This is a genomic window from Thermosulfurimonas dismutans, assembly GCF_001652585.1.
In the GTDB taxonomy this organism is placed as follows: Bacteria; Desulfobacterota; Thermodesulfobacteria; order Thermodesulfobacteriales; family Thermodesulfobacteriaceae; genus Thermosulfurimonas; species Thermosulfurimonas dismutans.
In genome coordinates this window covers 248,489-269,440 of the sequence record NZ_LWLG01000002.1, presented here as the reverse complement: position 1 = coordinate 269,440, position 20,952 = coordinate 248,489, and the positions used below count along the sequence as shown (strand labels likewise).

Here is a 20,952-nt window from a genome sequence, read left to right as displayed (position 1 = left end):
TTTTAAGTTTCCCAAACAACTTTAAAAATTAAGCCCTTCCGGCGTAAAGATGGCTTTGATGGTTATAGGCCTTCCGGGGGGAGGGTAAGGATCGGCAGCGCGCACAGCGGCTTCGACCATGCGATCCAGCAAGAGGTTGCCAGAAGATTTGAGCAGCCGATAAGAAAGGAGCTTGCCGTCTGGTTTGAGTCGGATCTCCACGGTGGCCGCAAGGTTTTTTTGAGACTTAAGGGTCAAGGGGACCTCAAAGAACCTATCGAGATGTGCTTTGACAAGATCTATATAATCCTGGGGGGGAAAACTTTGTGCCTCGGTTCCTTTTACCTCTTTTTCTTTGGAGGCTACTTCTTTCTTAAGATTTTCCAACCTTTTGCGCAATTGAAGCGCGGCTAGCCGTTCTTCAAGTAGACTTTCTTCTTGAGGTGTGACCTCCGGTTGGGGTGGAGACGAGGTTTTCTTGGTTTGAGAGGCTTTTTTAGCTTTTGATAGTTTATTTTTGCCTCGGGAAGGTCTGGGCTTTGAGGAGACCGCTTTACGGTGTTTGGGCTGAGAGCGGCTTTTTTTCTTTTTGGGTTTTGAAGTCCGCCTTTTAGGTAGGCTATGGGTTTTGATTTGCTTTTTTTTAGTTGACCTTGCAGGAGAAGACGAAGAAGTAGAGGTATGGAGACTTGCCCGAGAAACCGAAACTAATCTGACCTTGACCAGGGAAGGTTTTTTTCTTTCTGGAAATTGGAGGCTGAAGAGCCCTAGGAGAAAGACATGAATAATCAAACTTATTAAGAGGGCTCTCTTAAAGCTTTTCATTTCCTGAAACGGGCTTGGTCATCAGACCGATTTCAGTAATACCCGCGGCTTCAAGTTCTCCCAAGACTTTGGCTATCAAACCGTAAGGTACCTGTTTGTCGGCCTGAATCTGGACATCCTTAACAATACCGACCCGTTTGGCTTCGGCCAGCCAACGTGAGAGCCTATCTAAAGAGAGACTCTGTTGACCCACGATGATCTTTCCTTCCTTCGTGATGGTGATCACGAAGGGTTTTTCGCTTTTCTTGAGCTCTCCGGCCCTAGTTTCCGGAAGGTCAACCTGAATGCCGGTGGTAAGAAGGGGAGCGGTAATCATAAAGATAATGAGAAGCACCAGCATGACATCCACCAGAGGGGTGACGTTGATTTCGGCCATAAGGCCTTTTTTACCGGATTTCATTTCTCTCAGTCCTTTACCGGGGTTATCAAGTTCAATTTTAAAAGGACTTCTACGGTTTCGGAAAGGGGGAGTCCTACTACTCCGGTGACAGAGCCCTCAACTTTTTCTACGAAGGCCGAGGCTAGGCCTTGGATAGCGTAAGCTCCGGCCTTGTCCAAAGGTTCCCCGGTGGCGAGATAGGCTTCGATTTCTTCTGGGGAAAGTTCGCGAAATTTGACTTTGGTTTCGGTAAAAAAGATGCTTTCCTTTTTTTTATAAATGATGCAGACCCCAGTAAGGACTTGATGCCAGGCTCTGGAAAGGGAGGTAAGCATCTGTCGAGCTTCTTCCAGATCTTTAGGTTTCCCCAAGAGGTATTTCCCTTTGACCACCAGGGTGTCGGCAGCGATGATTGCGGCTTCAGGAAATCGTCTGGCCACTGTCAGAGCTTTCCTGTGGGCCAGTTCCTTCACGATTTCTTCCGGAGGCTTTCCAGGAGATATGGTCTCTTCAATCTCGGCAGGAAAGACCTCAAATTCGAGCCCAAGGAGGGAGAGCAGTTCCCGCCTTCGGGGACTGGCGGAGGCCAGAACCAGGGGGACTAGATTCCGAAAAAGGCACGGGCGGTCTCGGTGGTCACCCGGGCGCATTCTTCAACCTCTAGGCCTTTTACTTCGGCCACCTTTTCAGCCACAAGCTGCACATAGGCCGGCTCGTTGCGTTTCCCCCGATAAGGTACGGGGGTGAGAAAGGGGCAGTCGGTCTCAAGCATGAGACTTTCAAGGGGGGCGTAGCGGACCACCTCGCGGATATTATCCCCTTTGGGAAAGGTCACAATGCCGGTAACAGAGATATAAAGTCCGAGATCAAGCGCCTGACGAGCTTCCTCGATGCCTCCGGCAAAACAATGAAAAACGGCCTTTAGAGGCAAGTATTTTTTGAGTACCGGGAAGATCTCTCGGTAAGCCTCCCTTACGTGTAGAACGACCGGCAAATCTAATTCTTTGGCTATGGCAAGTTGCCTTTCCAGATGTTCGAATTGTTGTTTCCGGGGAGAGTATTCTTTGGCGAAATCGAGACCGATCTCACCCAAGGCTACGGCCTTTTTTAGTAAGTTCTTCAGCTCCTCGTAGTCCCGATCTTCTAATTTCTTTACTTCATGGGGATGGATGCCGGCGGTGGCGAATATGTAGCCGGGAAAGCGTTCGGAAAGTTCAAGGGCCTCTCTGGAGGTCTTGAGATCTATACCCACCACCACTATTCTTGTCACCCCAGCTTCTTTGGCCCGCAAAATAACCTCTTCGAGGTCGTCGTATCCCGGGAGGTTTAAATGGGCATGGGTGTCCACCAGTTTCATAGGACTTTATTTTAACCGTTTCAGGAAAAGACTCAAAAAGAAAAGTCCCCCAGAGAAGAGGACAATGGCCCCGGAAGGAGGCAGATTGAAGGAGACGGAGACCATAAGCCCCCCGCTACCGAGAGCCCTCCGAAAACGGCCGAAAGGAAAAAACTCTGCTTGAGACTTCTGGCCACCTCTAAAGCCGAGGCCCCGGGGATGACCATAAGGGCCGAGACTAGGAGGAGGCCTACCATCTTCATTCCAAGAACCACCAGCACGGCGGTAAGGGCTGAGAGCAGGAGTTTCAGGCGTTTTACCGGAAGTCCGCTGGTGCGGGCAGACTCCTCATCGAAGGAAATAAAGAACAAGGCCTCTCCGAGTTTAAAAAGCACCACCAGAACAAGAATAAAAATCGCTCCCGAAAGCAGGGCCTCTTTTTCGTTTAAGACCAGAATGTTGCCAAAAAGATAGGTAAGGAGCCTCACGTCGTAACTTTTGGCCAGAGAGGCCAAGACAATGGCCAGTGCCAGTCCCAAACTGGCGAGAATCCCGACTGCAGTATCTTCGTAAACTCCGGATCTTTCCCGTATTTCCATCACTAGGAAGGCAGAAAGGACCGTTACTATCAAGGCCAGTAAAAGAGGAGTTCCTTTAAGAAGAAGGCCTAAGGCTACTCCGGTAAAGGCTACGTGGGTTAGGGCATGGGGTAGGAGACTATCACGCCTTATAATCAGAAAGAGACCGGTGGGGGCGGCTGAAAGACCAAAGGCCACTCCCGCGAGTAAGGCCTTCCAAAAAAAGCCGTAATATAAAATGTCCATCAGTGCAGATGTCCTATAAGGTGGTGAGGGCCTGGTATAAGGCCGCAGACCTCGGGGTTCTTACAAAAGTCTTCATGTTTTCCATGAAAAACAAGCTTGCGGTTTAAACAGGCCACCTGCTTCACGTGGCGATCTACCACCGCAATGTCATGCGTTACGATGAGGATGGTAAGACCTTCACGATTGAGTCTTCCCAAAAGCTCATAGAACCTTTCCTGAGCCGTGAAATCTACGCCGGTGGTGGGCTCATCAAGCAGCAGGATTTGAGGCTGACCCACCAGAGCCCTAGCGAGGAAGACCCGCTGTTGCTGTCCTCCTGAAAGTTCTCTCAAAAGTTTGTCCGCTTTGTCGGCCAACCCAACCCTCTCTAAGGCCGAAAGTATGACTTCCTTTTTGGAAAAACCGTGGCTTTTAGGTTTTCCCTGAAGGCCTAGTCCTACGGTTTCTGCTACCGTCAGGGGAAGAACCGGATCTACCAGAGAGGTCACCTTCTGGGGTACGTATCCTATCCGCCACCACTCGTGGAAATTCTCTATCTCCTTTCCAAAGAGCCGAACTCGCCCCTGCTGGGGTTTGAGAAGTCCCACTATGATCTTCAAAAGGGTGGATTTGCCGGAACCATTGGGGCCGATCAGGGCACAGAAGTCTCCAGCAAACAGTTCGAGGTTAACTTCCTCAAGAACGATCTCTCCGTTGTAGGAAAAGGTTACCTTTTCGACTTCAACTAGAGGTTCTTTCATGGAGTTTGAGTTTTTCCCAGACTTCATCCATTTCGGAAAGGGAAACCGAACGCAGCTCCTTTCCCTGAGACCGAAAAGTTTCCTCCATAGCGATAAAGCGTCTGCGGAATTTTTCGAGACTCCTTTTTAGGGCCTCTTCCGGATTGATTCCTAGTTTTCTTGATAGATTGGCCACGGTAAAAAGGAAGTCGCCGATTTCTTCCTCAAGTTTTTCCGTGGAGCCTGACTCTAGAGCCTTTTCGATTTCTCGCCATTCTTCTTTGAGCTTCGGTAGGACCTCTTCCGCAGAGGACCAGTCGAACCCTACCCGGGAGGCTCGTTCTCCGAGTCGGAAAGCGAGTTGTAGGGCCGGAAGACTTTTAGGGAGATTGCCGAGGACCGAACTTTCAACTTTTTTATCCTTGGCTTCGGCCTCCTTTATGGACTGCCAGCGTGAAAGAACCTCTTCGGCGCTCTGGGCCCTTTCCTCGCCGAAAACGTGCGGATGTCTTCGGATCATCTTTTCCGCACAAAGGGTGAGCATTTCCTTGAGGGTAAAAAGGCCCGTTTCTTGATAAATGTAGGCCACCATAAGGATGAGGAAAAGGAGGTCGCCCAGTTCTTCTCGCACCTCACGATGGTCACCCGAATTGATGGCCTCGTAGGCCTCATAGGCCTCTTCCACTAGGTATTTTTTGAGGCTCTCAGGAGTCTGTTTGCGATCCCACGGACAACCTTCCGGGCCGCGCAAGCGAGCCACTATTTCAATTAGTTTTTGAAAGGCTTCTCCTAACATGTCCATCTCAGACTTCTTTTTTTATAGGACCGAAATAATGTCGCCACTGATAATTGAATTTGTGCTTCCATTCCGAAGGGATGATTTCCATTAGCATCCGGGTGGTTTTGAAGATGAAAGGGGTGACCCTGGAACGGGAGACTATTTCTTTGGTCTGCGGATAAAAGGTTACCAGGAAGAAAAGAAAGACCGAAAGGAGGACGCAGGCCTTGACGAAGCCCAGCAGAGCCCCTAGGAATCGATTAACGAAAGATAGTTGAGCGGCCTCGAAAAGGCGCGTCAAAATTTCAGCTAGAATAAAGACCGAAAGGAAAATCAGGATAAAAGCTAGCAACCAAGAGACCGCGGAAAACCAAGAATAATCCTTAAACCAAGGGGCGAGGATTTTTTCTATGTGCGGCACAAGTCTTCCGGCAAAAACAAAGCCCATAAGGAGTCCGATGAGGGAGGAAAGCCCTCGAAAGAATCCTATCCAGGCCGTACGGATGACGAACCAGGCAATGACCGCCAAAGCGATGAGGTCAAACCAGGGGACCTTCATGCCTCTACCATCCAGAACGTGCCCCACGGAGTATCTCTTAGGGTTAGGCCCTGGGCAGCTAGTTCTTCCCGAATTCTGTCCGCAGTCTTGAAATCTTTTTTCTTACGGGCGGCCTCTCTTTCGGAGAGGCGCCTTTCTATAAGTTCGCGATCGAGTCCTTTGAGTTGAATCTTTCGCTCCCGCTCTTTTTCGATGAAGGATTCGGGGTCTTCGGTTCCTATGCCTAGAAGGTCTCCTGTGAGTTGCCTGAGGCTTTCGATAACTTTTTGAGCCAAGGCGGCTTCTTCTGATGAGGCCTGACGGGCCGTAGGCAGAAAACGGTTGACCTCGGAGATGAGGGTGAAGGTCTCGGCCAGGGCCTCGGCGGTGTTGAGGTCTTCGGCAAGAGCCAGAAGGAACCTCTCACGAAATTCTTCCAGGGCTTTGGCCAATTTTTCCCCGGACTTGCTGAGACCGCCTTCACGTTTAGGGGCTACTTTTTTCAAGAAATAGAGACTTTCATAGAGTCCATAGAGGGCTTTTTCTGCATCTCGTATGCCTTTTTCCGTATAATCCAGGGGACTGCGGTAGTGTTTGGTCAATAAAAAGAGCCTTATGGTCTCGGGATGGTAGCGGGCCAACATATCTTTTACGCTTACATAGTTGCCCAGGCTCTTGGCCATTTTCTCGCCATTTACGGTGATGAGACCGTTATGCACGAAATAACGCACAAAAGTCTTCCCGGTGGCGGCTTCGCTCTGGGCAATCTCGTTTTCGTGGTGCGGAAAGATGAGGTCTAGCCCCCCACCGTGAATGTCCAGGGTTTCTCCACAGTATTTTATACTCATAGCCGAGCATTCTAGGTGCCAGCCCGGTCTGCCTGGCCCCCACGGACTTTCCCAGGCGGGTTCATTCGGCTTAGAGGCCTTCCAGAGGGCGAAATCGAGAGGATTCTTCTTTTTTTCCGAGACCTCTACCCGAGCTCCGGCTACGAGTTCTGAGAGCCTTCGTCCGGAAAGTTTTCCATACCCCGGAAACTTCTCTACGGCAAAATAGACCTCACCCTCGCTCTCGTAGGCCACTCCGGCTTCGATGAGTCTCTCCACCAGAGAGATCATCTCCGGGATGTGTTCGGTGGCCCGGGGCTCGTGGGTAGGAGGAAGGACCTTTAGCGCCGCCATTTCTTCCTGGTATTCCCGGATATAACGTTCGGCAATTTCGTACCAAGGTGTACCCTCTTTTTGTGAACGGTTGATAATCTTATCGTCTATGTCCGTGTAATTCCGCACATAGGTAACCTCATAGCCCAGGAACTTCAGGAATCGGTAGAGGACGTCAAAGACCACGGCCGCTCGAGCATGCCCCAAATGGGCCTCATCGTAGGCCGTAATCCCACAGACGTACATGGTGACCCGAGGAGGATCGAGGGGTTCAAAGACTTCCTTTTTGCGAGATAGAGTATTATATAATTTAAATTCTACTTTCTCCAAGAACCTAGCCCTCCTTTGAAGTTTTGCTCCTCTTCGAGTCTTAGGCCCTGAGGGAAAGCTTGCGTGGTGTATATCCCTCAGGGCCGATCTAAACTAGTGGCGAGGCCTCTTCATTATTCGTGGATCTCGCCTTCTCCGGACCCTGGGGCCTTGGCCTTGGGTTCCCCGATGTCCTTGAAGCGGTCTTTCAGTTTTTCAAGGACCTTGGGCAGCGTGGTGTATTCCATCTCTTCCGGCGGTAGTCGATGGGGTTCAAAGATGCCCTGGCGACGCAGGAAGTTGGCCAGCTGCGTGGCGCGCTCGCGGGCATAATCAAAGGCCGGATCATCAAAGAGATCGTTGGGACCGATGAGTTTGCCCTCACAAATCTGATAACCGGCCGCAATTACCCGAGGAGGCCCATCAAATCGAGTAGGTTTGGCCTCCTTAAAGGAAACCGGCATCAGAGGCCCGGTATGAGACCCTCGCATCCAACCTTCAACCAGCCAAGGACGTCCAAAGGGCTCGAGCACCTCCCCTACGGCCGGGAAACCGCTCTGGGCCCGAACAATGAGAACCGGATCGTCCTTTCCTACATAGCGACCGGCCATAAGGGAAAGCTTCTGCGTGGAGGCCGCGGCCCCAATCTCGCCGTCGGAGTTGCGATAGACCGCCCTTACCACATACCGGCTAGTAGCTCCGATAAAGACCAGGAGATCATAAAGTTCCGCCGGGGTCTTAAGCCGAATGGCCTTTCCGGAATAGACGTCCATAACCTCGAAAGTAAAACCGTCGTGCATGGAAGGATCTATGACTAGGCCAGCGGTGTTCATGGGGTCGGCAAACATCTCATAGAGAGGCAGGTTCCAAGCGCTGGGGGCGGTCTTGTCGGCAAAGAAAACGATTACAGGCTCGCTTTTCCTTTCCTCGAATTCCATCTCCGCCACCCCGGGCCCCATACCCTTGACGTTTCCGGAAAAGGCGTCCGAGAGTATGTCCTGACCGGCCCCGTAAAGTTTGAGCTTTTTAGCCACCTCGGTTCCGGCGATGAAGGCGTCCCAGGCTAGCTTGTGCACGGGCTCGGCATCTATCCCATGGGTGTGGGTCATCACGATAGCGATATCGTCCCCGCAGGTAATGACCGAGGTATCCAAGATGATACCCTTTTCTTTGCCCGCTTCGGCGACCTCTTTGACCTTATTAACTACCTCCGGATGGGTTGTGGAATGTCCTACAAAGCCTCCGATGTCGGCCTTGATCACGGAGAGTGTGATTTTCATCCGCCACCTCCTTTTGAATTGTTATTTTTTAAATAGCTTAAAATTCCGAAAAAGTCTAATATGAAAAATAAATAGGATTGGCGGAGATGCCAGTGTCCGAAAAGAAGGCCGTGGCTTTAAAGTATGAACAGGGAAAGGATCAGGCCCCACGGGTGGTGGCCAAGGGCCAGGGACGACTCGCGGAACTAATCCTTGAAGTGGCCCGCAAGCACGGCATCCCTGTTCGGGAAGACTCGGCCCTGGTGGAGGCCCTGTCTCGGGTGGAGCTTTCTGCTGAGATTCCTCCAGAGCTCTATGAGGCTGTGGCCGTGGTGCTGGCCTGGGCTTATCGTTTGAATCGCAGGGCCCGCAATCCTTAACACTCTCCTCGGACCTCCCGGTTGAGACGATCGAAAAACTCCTCCATGAACCGGTGCCGCTCTTCGGCCAACCGTTTCCCGCTCTCGGTCAGCATGCGATCCTTAACCTTGGAAAGTTTTAGTTTGAACTCTCGCCAGGCAGTGTCTTCAGAGGAATAGGGTTCGGTTTTCTTGAGATCCACCTCTGGATTGTGGAGCCTGGCCCCTACCTCGCCGGCGAAAAGAAAGGCCCGACCGATGCCCACCGCCCCCAGACTGTCTAGCTTGTCGGCGTCAAACAGGACCTTTTCCTCGATGGTCTCCGGGGACTCTTCTCCTCGAAAACGATGTCGTCTTATGGCTCGAACCACTCGCTCAATAAAGTCCGGGGGAAGCCCTTCTTCCTCAAGGATCTTTCGAGCAAGCTCCGCTCCGTAGCGGGCATGACACACCCGCCCCCGGCTGCGAGCCTCTTCACCTCGCCCGATATCGTGTAGCAGGGCCGCTACCTTTACTACTTTGAGATCGGCCCCTTCTTCTCGGGCCAGTCTTTCGGCCAGGGCTACTACCCTCTCCACGTGGTCCATGCGATGTGAGCCTCCATTTTCCTCGTAAAGTTTACGAGCTCGTTCTTTGAGCCGCTGCCAGAGGCGAGAATCAAGCATTTTTAAGACCCCTCAAGCCAAGAATGAGAATAACAAGGCCAGCTAAGATTGTGGAAATCCTCAGAGTAACCGGGGTGCCAAGTCTCTGGGCCAAAAAACCCCAAAAGAGACTTCCTAACGGAAAAAGTCCTAAAAAACACCAGCTAAAGAGTCCTAATACCCTTCCACGCATTTCGTCTTCACATAGGCTCTGGACGTAGGCGTTGGCGTTCATGATTATGTTTACCATAAAAAAGCCCGCGGCCAGAAGCAGTCCGGCCGCGAGATAAAGATTTCGGCTGAAGGAAAGCCCCAGGATTAGAAGCGTAAGGCTTGAAGCCGCAAGATAGATAAGTTTTCGATGGGAAATGTATCTTCCCAAGGTACCGGCAAAAAGCGCTCCGGCAAGAGCTCCCAGACCATTGGCCGACATTAGGAAGGTGAATTCTCGGCCTCCTCCCTGGTAGGCCTCCCTTACCAAGGCCGGAAGTAAAATGGCGTAAGGGAAGAGGCCCACGCTAACTCCCACTATTAGCAAAAGGATTCCTCTTATACGAGTGTGTCTCAAGGCATAGATTAAACCTTCTTTAAGAGAAAGTAGAAGATTTCCCGACTTTTGTTTCTGATTTTCTTTGAGTTCTATAAAGGGGATAATTCCGGCCACCGGAAGGTAACTCAGGGCGTTAAACAAAAAGCAGAAACCAAACCCCAAACTTCCCATGAGCCATCCGGCAAGGGCTGGCCCGAGAAATCTGGAAAGATTGAAGGCCAAAGAGTGAAGAGAAAGTGCTGAAATTAGATCTTGTTTGCCGACTATTTCGTAAATGAAGGCGTTTCTTACTGGGAATTCCAGGGAAACCGCTATACCCAAGCCGAAGGCCAGGGTCAGGATATGCCAGGGACGCACCAGCCCTGCAAAGGTTAGCAGGGCCAGAAGCATTGCCATGAAGGCTCCGATTAGTTGTGCCGAGACTAAAATCTTCTTCTTGGAAAGATGATCTGTAAGGACACCGGCTGGGAGGGAAAAAAGCAAAATAGGAAAGGAACCCAGGGCCCCTAAAAGTCCTAGGTAAGTAGTGGAGCCGGTAAGATCATAAAGAAGCCAACGCTGGGCAGTAGTCTGAACCCACCGGCCAAGGAGAGAAAGACTCTGAGCCAAGAAAAAATACCGAAATTCTTTTTTTTTCAGCGGGAGGATGACGCCCTGCGCCAATTCTAGCCAAAGAGCCATAACAGCCCCTAAATTTATCTGGAGGAGAGGGGTTGTCCAGGCCGATTTTTTTATTATTCTAAGCCTAAATTCTTCTAGCTGGAGGGTGGGCAGTGGAATTCAATCCTGAAAAGAAGATGGCCGAATGGGTAGGAAAACTCATGCTTATTGGGGCCCGTACGGCCCCTAAAGCCCGCGGACAGGACGAACTCGTCCTGGGTCTCATCACGGAAGACGAGGAAATGGAGCGTTTAGCCCGCGAGATGGAAAAGGTGGCCGAACGGGGGAAGGCCTATCAATTTTTTAAACGGGACGCTGAAAATGTTCGCCAGGCCGAGGCGATAGTGCTTATAGGTCTCGATTTCAAACGTCCGGTGGGCGTCAACTGTAAGGCCTGTGGTTTTGATTGCGAGAAGATCCTTAAAGTGGAAAAGAGCCAGGGAGATTACGATGGCCCAGTCTGTGCCCTGAGGCTCATCGATCTGGGTATTGCGGTGGGGTCGGCGGTAAGTCTTGCCCGAGATCACTGTGTGGACAACCGGGTGATGTATACCATCGGGGTAGCAGCTAGACGTCTAGGTTTAATGTCCGCTCAGGTAGTCCTTGGGATTCCTTTGAGTATCAAGGGTAAAAATATTTTCTTCGACCGGAAGTAGTTTTCATGGATGGAAGGGTTGTCCTCCTTTGGGTGCTCACACTTTTTTTCTGGGGATCATCTCCGCTTCTTGAAAAAGTAGCCCTAAAGGCCGTCTCTCCCCTTTTGGCCCTTGCGGTGCGCACCGGGGTGGCGGCCCTGATCCTGGTCCTGGTGGCCCTCCTTACCGGTGAAGTCCGGGAGGTCCAAGAGCTTTCTCTGAGAAACGTTCTGGTTCTAGGAGCCAGCGGATTGCTGGCCGGGGTTTTGGGAATGTTTACTTATTTTTCGCTTCTTAAAACTGGAGCTGCTTCAAAAATTGTGCCCCTTACAGCGGCCTATCCCCTGGTGACGGCCTTTATGGCTCTGGTGTTCCTTAAAGAGGATCTCAGCTGGGAGCGCCTTTTGGGCATCCTCCTCACGGTTACCGGGCTCATAATTCTTCAAAAGAGCTAGGGTATGAAAAACCAGGAAGTGGCCGAGATCTTCCGGAAGGTGGCGTCTCTCCTAGAAATCAAAGGGGACAATCCCTACCGTATAAGGGCTTATCAGAGGGCAGCTCAGAACATAGAGGCCCTGACCCGGGATATTGAAGATCTCGCTCGTAGGAATCAACTCTCTCGGATTCCGGGAATCGGTGCGGATCTCGCCAGCAAGATAAAGGAAATTCTTGAAACCGGAACCCTTCGTCTTTACGAGGAACTCAAGAAGGAGATTCCCCAAGAGCTTCTTAGGTTTCTAGAAATTCCGGGACTCGGTCCCAAGAAGGCCAAAATCATTTACGAGACCCTGGGGATTACCTCTATCGAGGATCTTGAGCGGGCCTGTAAGGAGCACAAGATCGCCCGGCTTCCGGGGATGGGCTACAAGACCGAGGAAAACATCCTTCGGGGGATCAAGCTCCTCAGGGAAAAGATCGGGCGTCGGCCGCTGGGAGAAGTACTTCCGCTGGCAGAGGATCTGGTGGTTTATCTCAAAAGAAAGGCCCCGGTGGAAAAGATTGCGGTGGCCGGAAGTATCCGGCGGCGGCGAGAGACCGTGAAGGACATAGATGTCCTGGTAACTTCTAAAAACCCCTTTTCGGTAATGGAGGCCTTTGTGGCCTATCCTGGTGTCGAGGAGGTCCTAGTCCACGGGGAAACCAAGACCAGTGTGCGGATCAAGCCCGGAATCCAGGTGGACCTTCGGGTGGTTGATCCGGAATGTTGGGGAGCGGCCCTGGCCTACTTTACGGGCTCCAAGGCCCACAACATCCGCCTCCGGGAGCTCGGGGTAGAGCGGGGACTCAAAATCAACGAGTACGGGATTTTTCGAGGAAACGAGAGGATCGGTGGAAGGAAAGAGGAGGAGGTCTTTTCCGCTGTGGATCTTCCTTGGATCCCCCCGGAGTTGCGGGAGGACAGGGGCGAGATCGAGGCTGCCAGGGAGGGCCGCCTCCCGAAACTCGTAGATTACGATGATATTCAGGGCGACGCTCACGTGCACTCCAAGTACAGTGATGGTACTGCCAGCCTTGATGAGATCGCGCAGAGGGCCGAGGCCCTAGGGCTTTCCTGGGTAGCTGTCTGCGACCACTCCCAGGGGTTGAAGGTGGCCGGAGGCCTTTCGGTTTCTGCCCTCATGGAAAAGAAGAAGGCCATTGAGGAATTTAACCGCCGCTCGAAACGCGTAAAGCTCATCTTCGGAGCTGAAGTGGACATCCTTTCCGACGGAAGCCTCGACTATCCTGATGAGGTCCTGGCAGAGATTGATCTGGTGATAGCGGCCATTCACACCGGGTTTCAGCAACCCGAGGCCCAGCTCACGCAGAGGGCGGTAGCGGCCCTGAAACATCCCCTGGTGCACGCCCTAGCTCATCCCACCGGGCGTCTCATCGGGGAAAGGGAACCCTATGCCATTGATATGCAGGCGGTCATCCAGACCGCAGCGGAGAACGGAAAAGCCCTTGAGATCAACGCCTATTACAAACGTTTGGACCTGAACGACATCCAGACTCGGGCGGCCAAAGAGGCCGGGGTTAAGATCCTAATCGGAACTGATGCCCATATCGTGGACCAGATGGACTATCTGCCCCTTGGGGTGGCTGTGGCCAGAAGGGGTTGGTGTGAAAAAGAAGATGTGCTAAATACTTTTTCATACAAGGAGTTTAGGGCCTGGTTAAAAAAGGTGAGGGGACGTTAGAATGGCTCCCAAAAGGGTCCATGTCTACATCTCGGGAAGGGTGCAGGGGGTTTTTTTCCGGGCTTACACGAAGGAGGAGGCCGACCGTCTGGGGATTAAGGGCTGGGTGCGGAATCTTCCCGATGGCCGGGTGGAGGCCGTGTTTGAAGGGGATGAGGAGGCGGTGGAGGCTATGATAAGGTGGTGCTATGTGGGCTCTCCACATGCCAAGGTCACGGGGGTTGAGGTCCAGGAGGAACCCTATAGCGGAGAGTTTACGGAGTTCAGGATCCGATACTGATGATCGATGTCGAAAGACTCAAGCTGGAATTCAAAATTCTAGCGGAGATCAACAGCCCTCCCCGGAAGGAAGGCGAACTTGCCCAACACTTGGTATCGGTGTTTGAGGCCCTCGGGGCCCGCTGTTTCTTTGATCATTCCGGGGCCTATACCAAATCCGCGGTCGGAAATCTGATCGTGAAGGTTCCCGGAGAGGATGATCTTCCGCCTCTTTTTCTGTGCGCCCATATGGATACGGTGGAGGAGACCTCAAACCTGAAGTTGGTTGAGGAGGCTGGCATTATCCGTAACGAGGGAGCGGGCATCCTGGGGGCGGACGACAAGAGCGGGATTGCCATTTTGATAGAGGTCGTGCGTGCTCTCAGGGAGACCGGCACTCCCCACCCCCCGCTTGAGATCGTTTTTACCACCTGTGAGGAAATCGGGCTTTTCGGGGCCCGGTATCTAGACTATGGCCTCATCTCGGCCCGCATGGGTTATGTACTGGATACCGAGGACCCGCGGGAGGTCATCGTTCAAGCTCCGGAGGCCGTGAAGTTCACTTTAAGGGTTCTGGGACGGGCGGCTCATGCCGGCCTTGAGCCTGAAAAAGGTCTCAGCGCCATAATGCTCGCGGCCGAGGCACTTTCTCGTCTTCCAAATGGTCGTATTGATGAGGAGACTACCCTCAACTTCGGCACCATCCAGGGGGGTAAGGCTACCAATATTGTGCCGGAGGAAGTGGTCATCGAGGGCGAGATCCGGAGTCACGACCTGCAAAAACTCGAAGACCTCTGGCGAAAAATTGAAGGGACCTTCTCGGAAGTAATAGAGAGAGAAAAAGGTGTAGATGGACGGCCGGTCCTTGAGACTAGGAAGGAGGAGATGTTCCCCGGGTTCAAGGTTCCGGAAGACCACCCCGTTCTCAAGCTCCTTAATCTTGCGGCCGAAGACCTTGGGATCGAGCTCAGGCGAGCCCGGCGGGAAGGTGGCTCTGATGCCAACATCTTCAACCGTCGTGGGATTACCACCGTGATCCTGGGCACCGGCATGCGCCGGGTGCACTCCCCCGAGGAGTATCTGGTGCTTGAGGATATGGTCCTCTGCGCCCGTCTCCTTCTTACCGCCATCCTCAAGGTCGGCGAGGGTGCGTTTTCCGAAATTTCCTGAGCGGATCCTCAAATTCCTCTTTCCGGCTTACTGCTCTCTTTGTGGCGAACTTCTTCCTTTCTACCGGGATCTTCTCTGTGAGGGATGTGAATCCCGGCTCCCGCGGAACAGCCCGGCCTGTCCAGTGTGTGCTCGGACATATTCAGGGGATTCGCCGTCTCATCCCTGTGGGGCTTGTCTTGTGGAACGTCCCTTCAAGCGGGTGGTAGCGCCCTTCCGGTACGAGCCCCCGGTCTCGGACTGGATCAGGGCCCTCAAATTCGGTGAGAGGTTCGAATTGGCTCGGGGGCTGGCGCGGCTCTTTCGGCGGTTTGCGGGTCCGCTTCCAGAGATGGATCTGGTGGTCCCAGTGCCCCTAGGGAGAAAGCGCTTTCAGGCCCGGGGCTATAATCAGAGCGCACTGCTGGCCCGTTTCATGTTTGGAAAACGGCCTTTGGAGGCCCTTCTTCGGACCCAAGAAACCCCTCCCCAAACCGAGCTTCCGGAAAAGGAGAGGCGAAGGAATGTAAGAGGGGCCTTTGAGGTGAAGTCTGGGGTTGATCTCTCCGGAAAACGGGTCATGCTGGTGGACGACGTCATGACTACCGGGGCCACGGTTGAGGAATGTGCCCGGGTGTTGCTCCGCGCCGGGGCCGCGGAGGTTTCGGTGGCGGTGATCGCCAGGGCGTAGGAGGAGCCATGAAGATCTCCCTTCTTCAATACCGGATAGAGGCCGGAGATTTGGAAGGCAACCTCAAGAGATTTTTGGCACTGGCTGAGGCCGCCGAGGGAGAGCTTTTGATTGCTCCTGAATTGAGTCTGACCGGTTATGCCATTCCAGACTCTGAGACCTCCGAAAGGGTCCTCTCCGAAGTAGCTAGTTTCTCACAAAGGACCGGGAAGAGCCTTATCCTTGGACATCCGATCCTCAAAAAGGGAAAGGTTTTTAACGGAGCCTACCTCATCCGGCCCGGGAGCCTTGAGGTGGTGGCCGAAAAGGAGAAGCTTTTTCCGGGCCTTGATCCAGAGACCGGTTTTAGTGATGGAGAAGGCCGCAGGGTCTTTGAGCTAAAGGATTTCTCTTTCGGGACGATTATCTGTTACGAACTGAGATTCCCGGAGATTTCCCGGAGACTGATAGCCCATGGAGCAGAGGTACTGATCGTTGTCTCACAGTGGCCCGAAGAAAGACTTTCCCATTACCGAACTCTTCTTTCGGCCCGGGCGGTGGAGAATCAAATCTATGTGCTGGCCACCAACGCCGCCGGAACCATCGCCGGGGTAAAACTGGGCGGAGGCTCTCTGGCCCTCTCTCCCACGGGCGAGATCCTGGGTGAGGTACGGGATGAGGAAGGCCTCCTAACGGTAGAGATTGAAAAAAAGGATCTTTCCCTTGCGAGGAATCTCTTTAATACTTCCACCGGAATAGCTCCGGAGCCTCCGGAAAGGAAGGTGCTTTCCCTTTCGGAATTGCTTCCTGAGGTTTCGCGAAGAAGGAGCCTGGGGCACCGGATGGTCTTTACCAACGGCTGTTTTGATCTTCTGCACGCCGGTCACGTAAGTTATCTCTACGAGGCCCGGAAGCTGGGTGATTTTCTGGTGGTGGGCCTTAATTCGGATGAATCCTTAAGAAGGCTTAAAGGGCCGGAAAGACCCATTAATCCCCAGGAGCAAAGGGCCCTGGTGCTAGCTTCGCTGGCCTGCGTGGATTATGTGGTGATCTTTGAGGAGGATACCCCAAAGGCCCTTATCGAGGCCCTGGTTCCCGACATTCTAGTCAAGGGCGCGGACTGGCCGGAGGATAAGATCGTGGGAGCAGCTTTTGTGAAAAGCCGGGGAGGCCGCGTGGTGCGCCTCCCCTTTCGCTATCAGGTCTCCACCTCCGCTATCGTTAAAAAGATCCGCAAATCTATTCCAAAGTGAGTTCGGCTTTTTCGCCTTCATTCCATTCGATTTCGATCTCCAGGCTGCGCTTGTTTTTCCCGGGTTTGGTCTTCTCTTCTACCTTGATTTCTAAGACTACCTGTTCGGGAATTTCGATGGAAACTTCTTCTGCGCCTCGCTTGAAGGTAAATTTCCCTTGTTCCAAACGGTTAACGAGATCCCGCAAAAAGGCCACCACGGAAGCCCTGTCCTTGGGTTCCTCACTTTTGAAAAGCACTTTTTTTTCAGCCATTTTTTCACCTCCTAAACTAGAATTTAATCCTCAAGCGTGGAGGTGTCACCCTCAGGGAGGCCGAGTTCTCGTGCCCGGAGCAGCCGGCGCATGATCTTTCCGCTTCTAGTCTTGGGGAGCTTTTCCACGAAGGCCACCTCCGAAGGGGTAGCAATAGGCCCGAGTTCCTTGCGGACGTGCTGGATGATACTTTTGCGTAGGCCATCGGTGGGTTCTTTTCCGGCTCTAAGGACTACAAAGACCTTTATGCGTTCGCCTTTGATCTCATCTGGAAGTCCGATGGCTGCGGCCTCAGCTACTGCAGGATGACTGACTAGGGCGCTTTCTAGGTCTGCAGTTCCGATTCGGTGTCCGGCCACGTTAAGCACATCGTCTGCCCGGCCGAGGACCGCAAAATAGCCCTCTTCGTCGCAGACTGCGATGTCACCGGTCTTGTAGCAGCCGGGAATCTCGTTCCAATACTGCTCATAACGCTCGGGATTGTTATAGACCGTGCGCATCATGTAGGGCAGCGGCTGCCGGAGGACGAGGTAGCCTCCCTGCTCGGCAGGAAGGGGCTTGCCGTTGGCATCCACTACATCTACCACCACTCCGGGAAGAGGCTTTCCCGCAAAGCCTGGTTTGTAGGGGATAGTAGGTATGGTGCCGAGCACCGGCCCGGCCACTTCGGTCTGCCAGAAGTTGTCGATGCAGTAGCCCTGGTTCTCAAGAATAACCTCTTGGGCGAAGTTCCAGGCCTCGGGATTCAAGGGCTCTCCGGCACAGGCAAGAATCCGGAGAGTGGAGCGGTCATACTTCTTGATGTGTTCTTCTCCGAAGCGCATGAACATCCTCAAGGCCGTAGGGGCGGTGAACATCACCGAAACCCCGTATTTCTGAACCATTTCCCAGACCACGCCAGGATGCGGATAATCCGGTGCGCCCTCGCGGATGAGCACCGTGGCCCCGGCGCAGAGAGGACCATACACGATGAAGGAGTGGCCCACGATCCAGCCGATGTCTGAAGTGGACCAATAAACGTCCTTGTCTTTAATATCAAAGAAGGCCTTCGTGAGGTAGTAGGTACCTACCATGTATCCTCCATGGACATGCACTACTCCCTTGGGTTTACCGGTGGTTCCTGAGGTATAGAGAATGAAGAGCGGATCCTCGGCATCCATGATTTCTGGAGGACAGCGGTGGGAATGGGCCCGCAGAAGTTCCCAGAAGTCTACTTCCCATTCTTCAAGTTCGATAGGAGGGTGTGTCCTTCGGTGGACAATGACTTTTTCTACGAAATCGAGCCCATCAAGGGCCTCATCCACTACGGCCTTGAGGCGCACCACCTTTCCGCGGCGATAGGTTACGTCCGAGCAAATGACCACCTTGGCCTGACAGTCCTCGACGCGAGAGCGAAGCGCCCCGGCCCCCATACCGGCATAAACCACGGAATGGATGGCCCCGATCCGGGCGCAGGCCAGCATAGCTATCATGCCCTCGATGGTAAGCGGCATGTAGATCACCACCCGATCCCCTCGTTTTACACCCAGCGATTTAAGGCCGTTTGCGAACTGGTTGACCCGGTCGCGGAGCTGGCCATAGGTGCCGACCTGCTCCTCGCCTTCCTCGGAAAGCCAGATCACGGCCACTTTGTTGCGGCGCCAGGAGTCGGCGTGTCGATCAAGGGCGTTGATGGTGATGTTCGTTTTACCGCCTATGAACCAACGGTGATAGGGGAGGTCGATCTCGCGGACTTTCTGCCAGGGCTCCACCCAGACGAGCTCGTTTGCGATCTGGCCCCAGAAGCCTTCCGGGTCACGGATGGAATAGGCATATACGGATTCGTAGTCTTTTAAGAAGGCCTCCTCAAGGACACGGTTAGGCGGAAAATATTTTAGGCCGGTTTTGAAGAGGTGTTCGATCTTGGTCTCGTAGCCGTGAGAGTTCCCCATTTAGCCCCTCCTTTGCCCTAATTGCTCGGGCCATGATAGCGAATTTTAGGGTGTTTCGTCAATTCGTGGACGACAGTTGACTTACCGTGCCGCTAGCTGAGAGATCACCTCTGTGAGGCCCTCGATGACCATTTGGACGGCTACTACCGAAAGGATCAGCCCCATGAGACGGGTCATGACGCCTATAAGAGAAGGACGTAAACGCTTCACCAGGGCTTCTCCATAAACGAAGCAGAGATAGGTGAGCAGACACACCAAACCAAAGACTGCAAGCACGATAAAGATGGTAAAGATGTCGCTCTTTCGTCCTACAAGCGACAGAGCAGTGGTGATAGTCCCTGGTCCGGCAAGGATAGGGGTCCCTAGAGGGGTAATGGCCACGTCCTCCAGTTCTTCTTCCTCATAAGTATTCGAGAACCGAGGATGTTCCTCCTCGGTAGGGTGGTGCTGGTGAGAGCGTTTGGCTCGTACCAGGTGATAGGCGATCATAAAAAGTAGGATTCCGCCTGCAATGCGGAAGGCCGGGAGGGTGATGCCAAACATGCGGAAAAGGAGATTGCCGCCCAAAGTAAAAGCTACCACTATAACAAAAGCCGAAAGGACAGCTATCCGGGCCACCCGAAGACGTTCCGCCTCCGGGAGATGATTGACTAAGGAGAGGAAGATAGGGGTATTGCCCACGGGGTTCATGATGGCCATGAAAGAAAGAAAAACCTGCAAAATAAAACCTATCAAAGCGTGATCCATAGTTTCCTCCAGTCTCTAAATGATAAGTCTTCCTTTTCAGAAGTTGAAGACCCTCAAAAATTATGGTATTGAAGCCAAAATTTCTCTCGGGAGTATCCCATGGCTGGGAAGATCAACAAAATTTTGGTAGCCAACCGTGGTGTGCCGGCGGTGCGTATCATGCAGACCTGCCGGGATCTAAAGATCCCTACGGTGGCGGTCTACAGCACCCCGGACCGTTTGAGTCTGCACGTGTTCATGGCCGATGAGGCCGTACATATCGGCGAGGGTCCTCCGCTCAAATCTTATCTCAACATGGATCGCATCATTGAGGCCGCTCTTGCCACGGGGGCGGATGCCGTCCATCCGGGTTGGGGGTTCTTGGCCGAAAACGCCGAGTTCGCCCGCAAGGTGATCGACGCCGGGCTAACTTGGATCGGGCCCAACCCCGAGATCATTGCTCTCATGGGCGACAAAAAAGCGGCCAAGGAGATTGCCAAGCGGGCCAACGTGCCCACCATTCCTGGTATTGAGGATCCGCAGAGTCCGGAAGAGGTCCTGGAATGGATGCGCCGAGAGAAGGTGGATTTTCCGATCATGCTCAAGGCCGCTCTCGGGGGAGGCGGGAAAGGAATGACTAAGGTGGAAAACGAGGACGAGCTGGCCTCAAAGTTTGCCCAAGCCCAATCCGAGGCCTACAAGGCCTTCGGAGATTCGAGCCTCATTGCAGAGCAATATATCGAAAGAGGCCGCCACGTAGAAGTCCAGATCGTGGGCGACAAGCATGGACACGTGGTTCATCTTTTCGAACGGGAGTGCACCATCCAGCGGCGCAACCAGAAGATCATAGAGGAGACTCCGGCGCCGTCCCTCGACGAAGACCTGCGCCAGGAGATCTGTTTCACGGCTATAAGGCTTATGCGGGAGATAGGTTACGATTCTGCGGGTACAGTGGAGTTCCTACTCGATGCCTCTACGCGAAAATTCTATTTTCTCGAGGTCAATACCCGGCTACAGGTGGAACACGGGGTCACGGAGCTGGCCACCGGCCTTGACATCGTGGACCTCATGATCCAGATCGCGGAAGAAAGGCCACTGCCTCTCAAACAGCACGAAATTCGGAGCAACCGCTGGGCCATTGAGTGCCGTCTTACGGCCGAGGATCCTCGAACCTTCGCGCCTTCTTTTGGAACCATTACTCGACTCCAAATTCCGGACGGACCCAATATCAGAATTTCAAGTGGAGTTTACGAGGGGGCCGAGATTCCTCCTTACTACGACTCCATGTTTATGCTCATCATGAGCGCCGGAGCCGACCGGGATCAGGCCATCCGGGTCATGGATCGGGCACTATCGCGGGGACTTCGGGTGGAAGGGGTCAAGACTATTGCGCCTCTTCTCATAAGCATTATCCGGCATCCGCAGTTCAGGGCCGGAGAGTTCTCCACTCGCTTTATCGAGGAACACATGGAAGAGTTGATCTCGGCCTTCAAAGAGACCGATCCCGACGAGGAGGTTCTCAAGATTGCTCGTTATGTAGCCGAGATTTCGGCCTTAGGGCCCCAAAAATGGATGTAA

The 20,952-nt window shown here is 53.1% G+C and carries 24 protein-coding genes; 9 read left to right on the top strand and 15 right to left on the bottom strand.

The genetic code is table 11. From position 1 onward, the window contains the following. Positions 1–21 precede the first annotated feature (21 nt). The 10 genes from TDIS_RS11140 to fbp all read right to left on the bottom strand — a co-directional run bounded on the left by TDIS_RS11140 (position 22) and on the right by fbp (position 8,127). Positions 22–366 carry an energy transducer TonB gene (locus TDIS_RS11140; RefSeq protein WP_161939467.1) on the bottom strand — a complete coding sequence of 115 codons (345 nt, stop codon included), beginning with the start codon at positions 364–366 and terminating at the stop codon, positions 22–24. A gap of 424 nt (positions 367–790) precedes the next feature. Continuing rightward, a complete protein-coding gene (locus tag TDIS_RS03465; RefSeq protein WP_068669334.1) occupies positions 791–1,204 on the bottom strand; it encodes an ExbD/TolR family protein in 414 nt (137 codons plus the stop codon). 5 nt (positions 1,205–1,209) lie between these two features. Next, entirely contained in the window at positions 1,210–1,833 is a 624-nt protein-coding gene (locus tag TDIS_RS03460; protein WP_068669333.1) for a Maf family protein, read from the bottom strand. Further along, positions 1,785–2,540 carry a TatD family hydrolase gene (locus TDIS_RS03455; protein WP_068669330.1) on the bottom strand — a complete coding sequence of 252 codons (756 nt, stop codon included), beginning with the start codon at positions 2,538–2,540 and terminating at the stop codon, positions 1,785–1,787. The genes TDIS_RS03460 and TDIS_RS03455 overlap by 49 nt, the downstream gene beginning before the upstream one ends. Positions 2,541–2,572: 32 nt before the next feature. Then, a complete protein-coding gene (locus tag TDIS_RS03450; protein ID WP_084270931.1) occupies positions 2,573–3,343 on the bottom strand; it encodes a metal ABC transporter permease in 771 nt (256 codons plus the stop codon). Continuing rightward, positions 3,343–4,083 (bottom strand): metal ABC transporter ATP-binding protein, encoded by a 741-nt coding sequence (locus tag TDIS_RS03445; RefSeq protein WP_068669328.1) that lies wholly within the window; start codon positions 4,081–4,083, stop codon positions 3,343–3,345. The genes TDIS_RS03450 and TDIS_RS03445 overlap by 1 nt, the downstream gene beginning before the upstream one ends. Beyond that, positions 4,064–4,864, bottom strand: coding sequence for a nucleoside triphosphate pyrophosphohydrolase (gene mazG, locus TDIS_RS03440; protein WP_068669326.1), 801 nt, complete (start codon positions 4,862–4,864; stop codon positions 4,064–4,066). Before mazG ends, TDIS_RS03445 begins: the two co-directional genes overlap by 20 nt. Before the next feature lies 1 nt (position 4,865). After that, positions 4,866–5,426, bottom strand: coding sequence for a CvpA family protein (locus tag TDIS_RS03435; protein WP_153303741.1), 561 nt, complete (start codon positions 5,424–5,426; stop codon positions 4,866–4,868). Continuing rightward, on the bottom strand, positions 5,396–6,868 hold the full coding sequence (gene cysS, locus TDIS_RS03430; protein ID WP_068669322.1) for a cysteine--tRNA ligase: 1,473 nt from the start codon (positions 6,866–6,868) through the stop codon (positions 5,396–5,398). The genes TDIS_RS03435 and cysS overlap by 31 nt, the downstream gene beginning before the upstream one ends. A 113-nt stretch (positions 6,869–6,981) precedes the next feature. After that, the gene (gene fbp, locus TDIS_RS03425) at positions 6,982–8,127 is read right to left on the bottom strand and encodes a fructose-1,6-bisphosphate aldolase/phosphatase (RefSeq protein WP_068669319.1); all 1,146 of its coding nucleotides are present in this window, start codon (positions 8,125–8,127) and stop codon (positions 6,982–6,984) included. Between the two features lie 86 nt (positions 8,128–8,213). On the opposite strand from fbp, the gene TDIS_RS03420 reads away from it, so the two are divergent. Next, positions 8,214–8,486: an EscU/YscU/HrcU family type III secretion system export apparatus switch protein gene (locus TDIS_RS03420; RefSeq protein ID WP_068669317.1), complete on the top strand. Its 273-nt coding sequence runs from the start codon at positions 8,214–8,216 to the stop codon at positions 8,484–8,486. Here TDIS_RS03420 and TDIS_RS03415 read toward each other — a convergent pair. After that, positions 8,483–9,130, bottom strand: a complete 648-nt coding sequence (locus tag TDIS_RS03415; RefSeq protein ID WP_068669315.1) for an HD domain-containing protein — start codon at positions 9,128–9,130, stop codon at positions 8,483–8,485. The genes TDIS_RS03420 and TDIS_RS03415 overlap by 4 nt on opposite strands. After that, on the bottom strand, positions 9,123–10,340 hold the full coding sequence (locus TDIS_RS03410; RefSeq protein WP_068669313.1) for an MFS transporter: 1,218 nt from the start codon (positions 10,338–10,340) through the stop codon (positions 9,123–9,125). The genes TDIS_RS03415 and TDIS_RS03410 overlap by 8 nt, the downstream gene beginning before the upstream one ends. Positions 10,341–10,432: 92 nt before the next feature. Here TDIS_RS03410 and TDIS_RS03405 point away from each other — a divergent pair, with 92 nt between their 5' ends. From TDIS_RS03405 to rfaE2, 7 genes are read left to right on the top strand one after another with little or no spacing between them, the layout of a single operon-like run. Continuing rightward, entirely contained in the window at positions 10,433–10,975 is a 543-nt protein-coding gene (locus tag TDIS_RS03405) for a ferredoxin domain-containing protein (RefSeq protein ID WP_068669311.1), read from the top strand. A gap of 5 nt (positions 10,976–10,980) precedes the next feature. After that, a complete protein-coding gene (locus TDIS_RS03400; RefSeq protein WP_068669309.1) occupies positions 10,981–11,409 on the top strand; it encodes an EamA family transporter in 429 nt (142 codons plus the stop codon). 3 nt (positions 11,410–11,412) lie between these two features. Beyond that, positions 11,413–13,134 carry a DNA polymerase/3'-5' exonuclease PolX gene (polX, locus tag TDIS_RS03395; RefSeq protein ID WP_068669307.1) on the top strand — a complete coding sequence of 574 codons (1,722 nt, stop codon included), beginning with the start codon at positions 11,413–11,415 and terminating at the stop codon, positions 13,132–13,134. Between the two features lies 1 nt (position 13,135). After that, entirely contained in the window at positions 13,136–13,414 is a 279-nt protein-coding gene (locus TDIS_RS03390) for an acylphosphatase (RefSeq protein WP_068669305.1), read from the top strand. After that, entirely contained in the window at positions 13,414–14,562 is a 1,149-nt protein-coding gene (locus tag TDIS_RS03385; RefSeq protein ID WP_068669303.1) for a M20/M25/M40 family metallo-hydrolase, read from the top strand. The genes TDIS_RS03390 and TDIS_RS03385 overlap by 1 nt, the downstream gene beginning before the upstream one ends. Continuing rightward, positions 14,540–15,232 (top strand): ComF family protein, encoded by a 693-nt coding sequence (locus TDIS_RS03380; RefSeq protein WP_068669301.1) that lies wholly within the window; start codon positions 14,540–14,542, stop codon positions 15,230–15,232. Before TDIS_RS03385 ends, TDIS_RS03380 begins: the two co-directional genes overlap by 23 nt. Before the next feature lie 8 nt (positions 15,233–15,240). Continuing rightward, complete coding sequence (gene rfaE2, locus TDIS_RS10785) at positions 15,241–16,464, top strand: D-glycero-beta-D-manno-heptose 1-phosphate adenylyltransferase (RefSeq protein ID WP_161939466.1); 1,224 nt, start codon at positions 15,241–15,243, stop codon at positions 16,462–16,464. Here rfaE2 and TDIS_RS03370 read toward each other — a convergent pair. The 3 genes from TDIS_RS03370 to TDIS_RS03360 form a co-directional block, all read right to left on the bottom strand. Then, on the bottom strand, positions 16,451–16,717 hold the full coding sequence (locus TDIS_RS03370) for an amphi-Trp domain-containing protein (RefSeq protein WP_068669299.1): 267 nt from the start codon (positions 16,715–16,717) through the stop codon (positions 16,451–16,453). The genes rfaE2 and TDIS_RS03370 overlap by 14 nt on opposite strands. Before the next feature lie 23 nt (positions 16,718–16,740). Then, positions 16,741–18,648 (bottom strand): acetate--CoA ligase, encoded by a 1,908-nt coding sequence (acs, locus tag TDIS_RS03365; protein WP_068669297.1) that lies wholly within the window; start codon positions 18,646–18,648, stop codon positions 16,741–16,743. Positions 18,649–18,729: 81 nt separating this feature from the next. Continuing rightward, a complete protein-coding gene (locus TDIS_RS03360) occupies positions 18,730–19,395 on the bottom strand; it encodes a MarC family protein (protein ID WP_244147471.1) in 666 nt (221 codons plus the stop codon). Positions 19,396–19,494: 99 nt separating this feature from the next. Between TDIS_RS03360 and TDIS_RS03355 the strand changes: the two genes are divergently transcribed. Next, the gene (locus tag TDIS_RS03355; protein ID WP_068669292.1) at positions 19,495–20,952 is read left to right on the top strand and encodes an acetyl-CoA carboxylase biotin carboxylase subunit; all 1,458 of its coding nucleotides are present in this window, start codon (positions 19,495–19,497) and stop codon (positions 20,950–20,952) included.

Coding starts and splice junctions, on each gene's coding strand:
- TDIS_RS03355 (WP_068669292.1), top strand. CDS start 19,495: ATGGCTGGGAAGATCAACAAAATTTTGGTAGCCAACCGTGGTGTGCCG.
- TDIS_RS03415 (WP_068669315.1), bottom strand. CDS start 9,130: ATGCTTGATTCTCGCCTCTGGCAGCGGCTCAAAGAACGAGCTCGTAAA.
- TDIS_RS03455 (WP_068669330.1), bottom strand. CDS start 2,540: ATGAAACTGGTGGACACCCATGCCCATTTAAACCTCCCGGGATACGAC.
- acs (WP_068669297.1), bottom strand. CDS start 18,648: ATGGGGAACTCTCACGGCTACGAGACCAAGATCGAACACCTCTTCAAA.
- TDIS_RS03385 (WP_068669303.1), top strand. CDS start 13,414: ATGATCGATGTCGAAAGACTCAAGCTGGAATTCAAAATTCTAGCGGAG.
- fbp (WP_068669319.1), bottom strand. CDS start 8,127: ATGAAAATCACACTCTCCGTGATCAAGGCCGACATCGGAGGCTTTGTA.
- TDIS_RS03445 (WP_068669328.1), bottom strand. CDS start 4,083: ATGAAAGAACCTCTAGTTGAAGTCGAAAAGGTAACCTTTTCCTACAAC.
- TDIS_RS03420 (WP_068669317.1), top strand. CDS start 8,214: ATGCCAGTGTCCGAAAAGAAGGCCGTGGCTTTAAAGTATGAACAGGGA.
- TDIS_RS03390 (WP_068669305.1), top strand. CDS start 13,136: ATGGCTCCCAAAAGGGTCCATGTCTACATCTCGGGAAGGGTGCAGGGG.
- TDIS_RS03460 (WP_068669333.1), bottom strand. CDS start 1,833: ATGCGCCCGGGTGACCACCGAGACCGCCCGTGCCTTTTTCGGAATCTA.
- rfaE2 (WP_161939466.1), top strand. CDS start 15,241: ATGAAGATCTCCCTTCTTCAATACCGGATAGAGGCCGGAGATTTGGAA.
- TDIS_RS03370 (WP_068669299.1), bottom strand. CDS start 16,717: ATGGCTGAAAAAAAAGTGCTTTTCAAAAGTGAGGAACCCAAGGACAGG.
- TDIS_RS03465 (WP_068669334.1), bottom strand. CDS start 1,204: ATGAAATCCGGTAAAAAAGGCCTTATGGCCGAAATCAACGTCACCCCT.
- polX (WP_068669307.1), top strand. CDS start 11,413: ATGAAAAACCAGGAAGTGGCCGAGATCTTCCGGAAGGTGGCGTCTCTC.
- TDIS_RS03400 (WP_068669309.1), top strand. CDS start 10,981: ATGGATGGAAGGGTTGTCCTCCTTTGGGTGCTCACACTTTTTTTCTGG.
- TDIS_RS03360 (WP_244147471.1), bottom strand. CDS start 19,395: ATGGATCACGCTTTGATAGGTTTTATTTTGCAGGTTTTTCTTTCTTTC.
- mazG (WP_068669326.1), bottom strand. CDS start 4,864: ATGGACATGTTAGGAGAAGCCTTTCAAAAACTAATTGAAATAGTGGCT.
- TDIS_RS03410 (WP_068669313.1), bottom strand. CDS start 10,340: ATGGCTCTTTGGCTAGAATTGGCGCAGGGCGTCATCCTCCCGCTGAAA.
- TDIS_RS03450 (WP_084270931.1), bottom strand. CDS start 3,343: ATGGACATTTTATATTACGGCTTTTTTTGGAAGGCCTTACTCGCGGGA.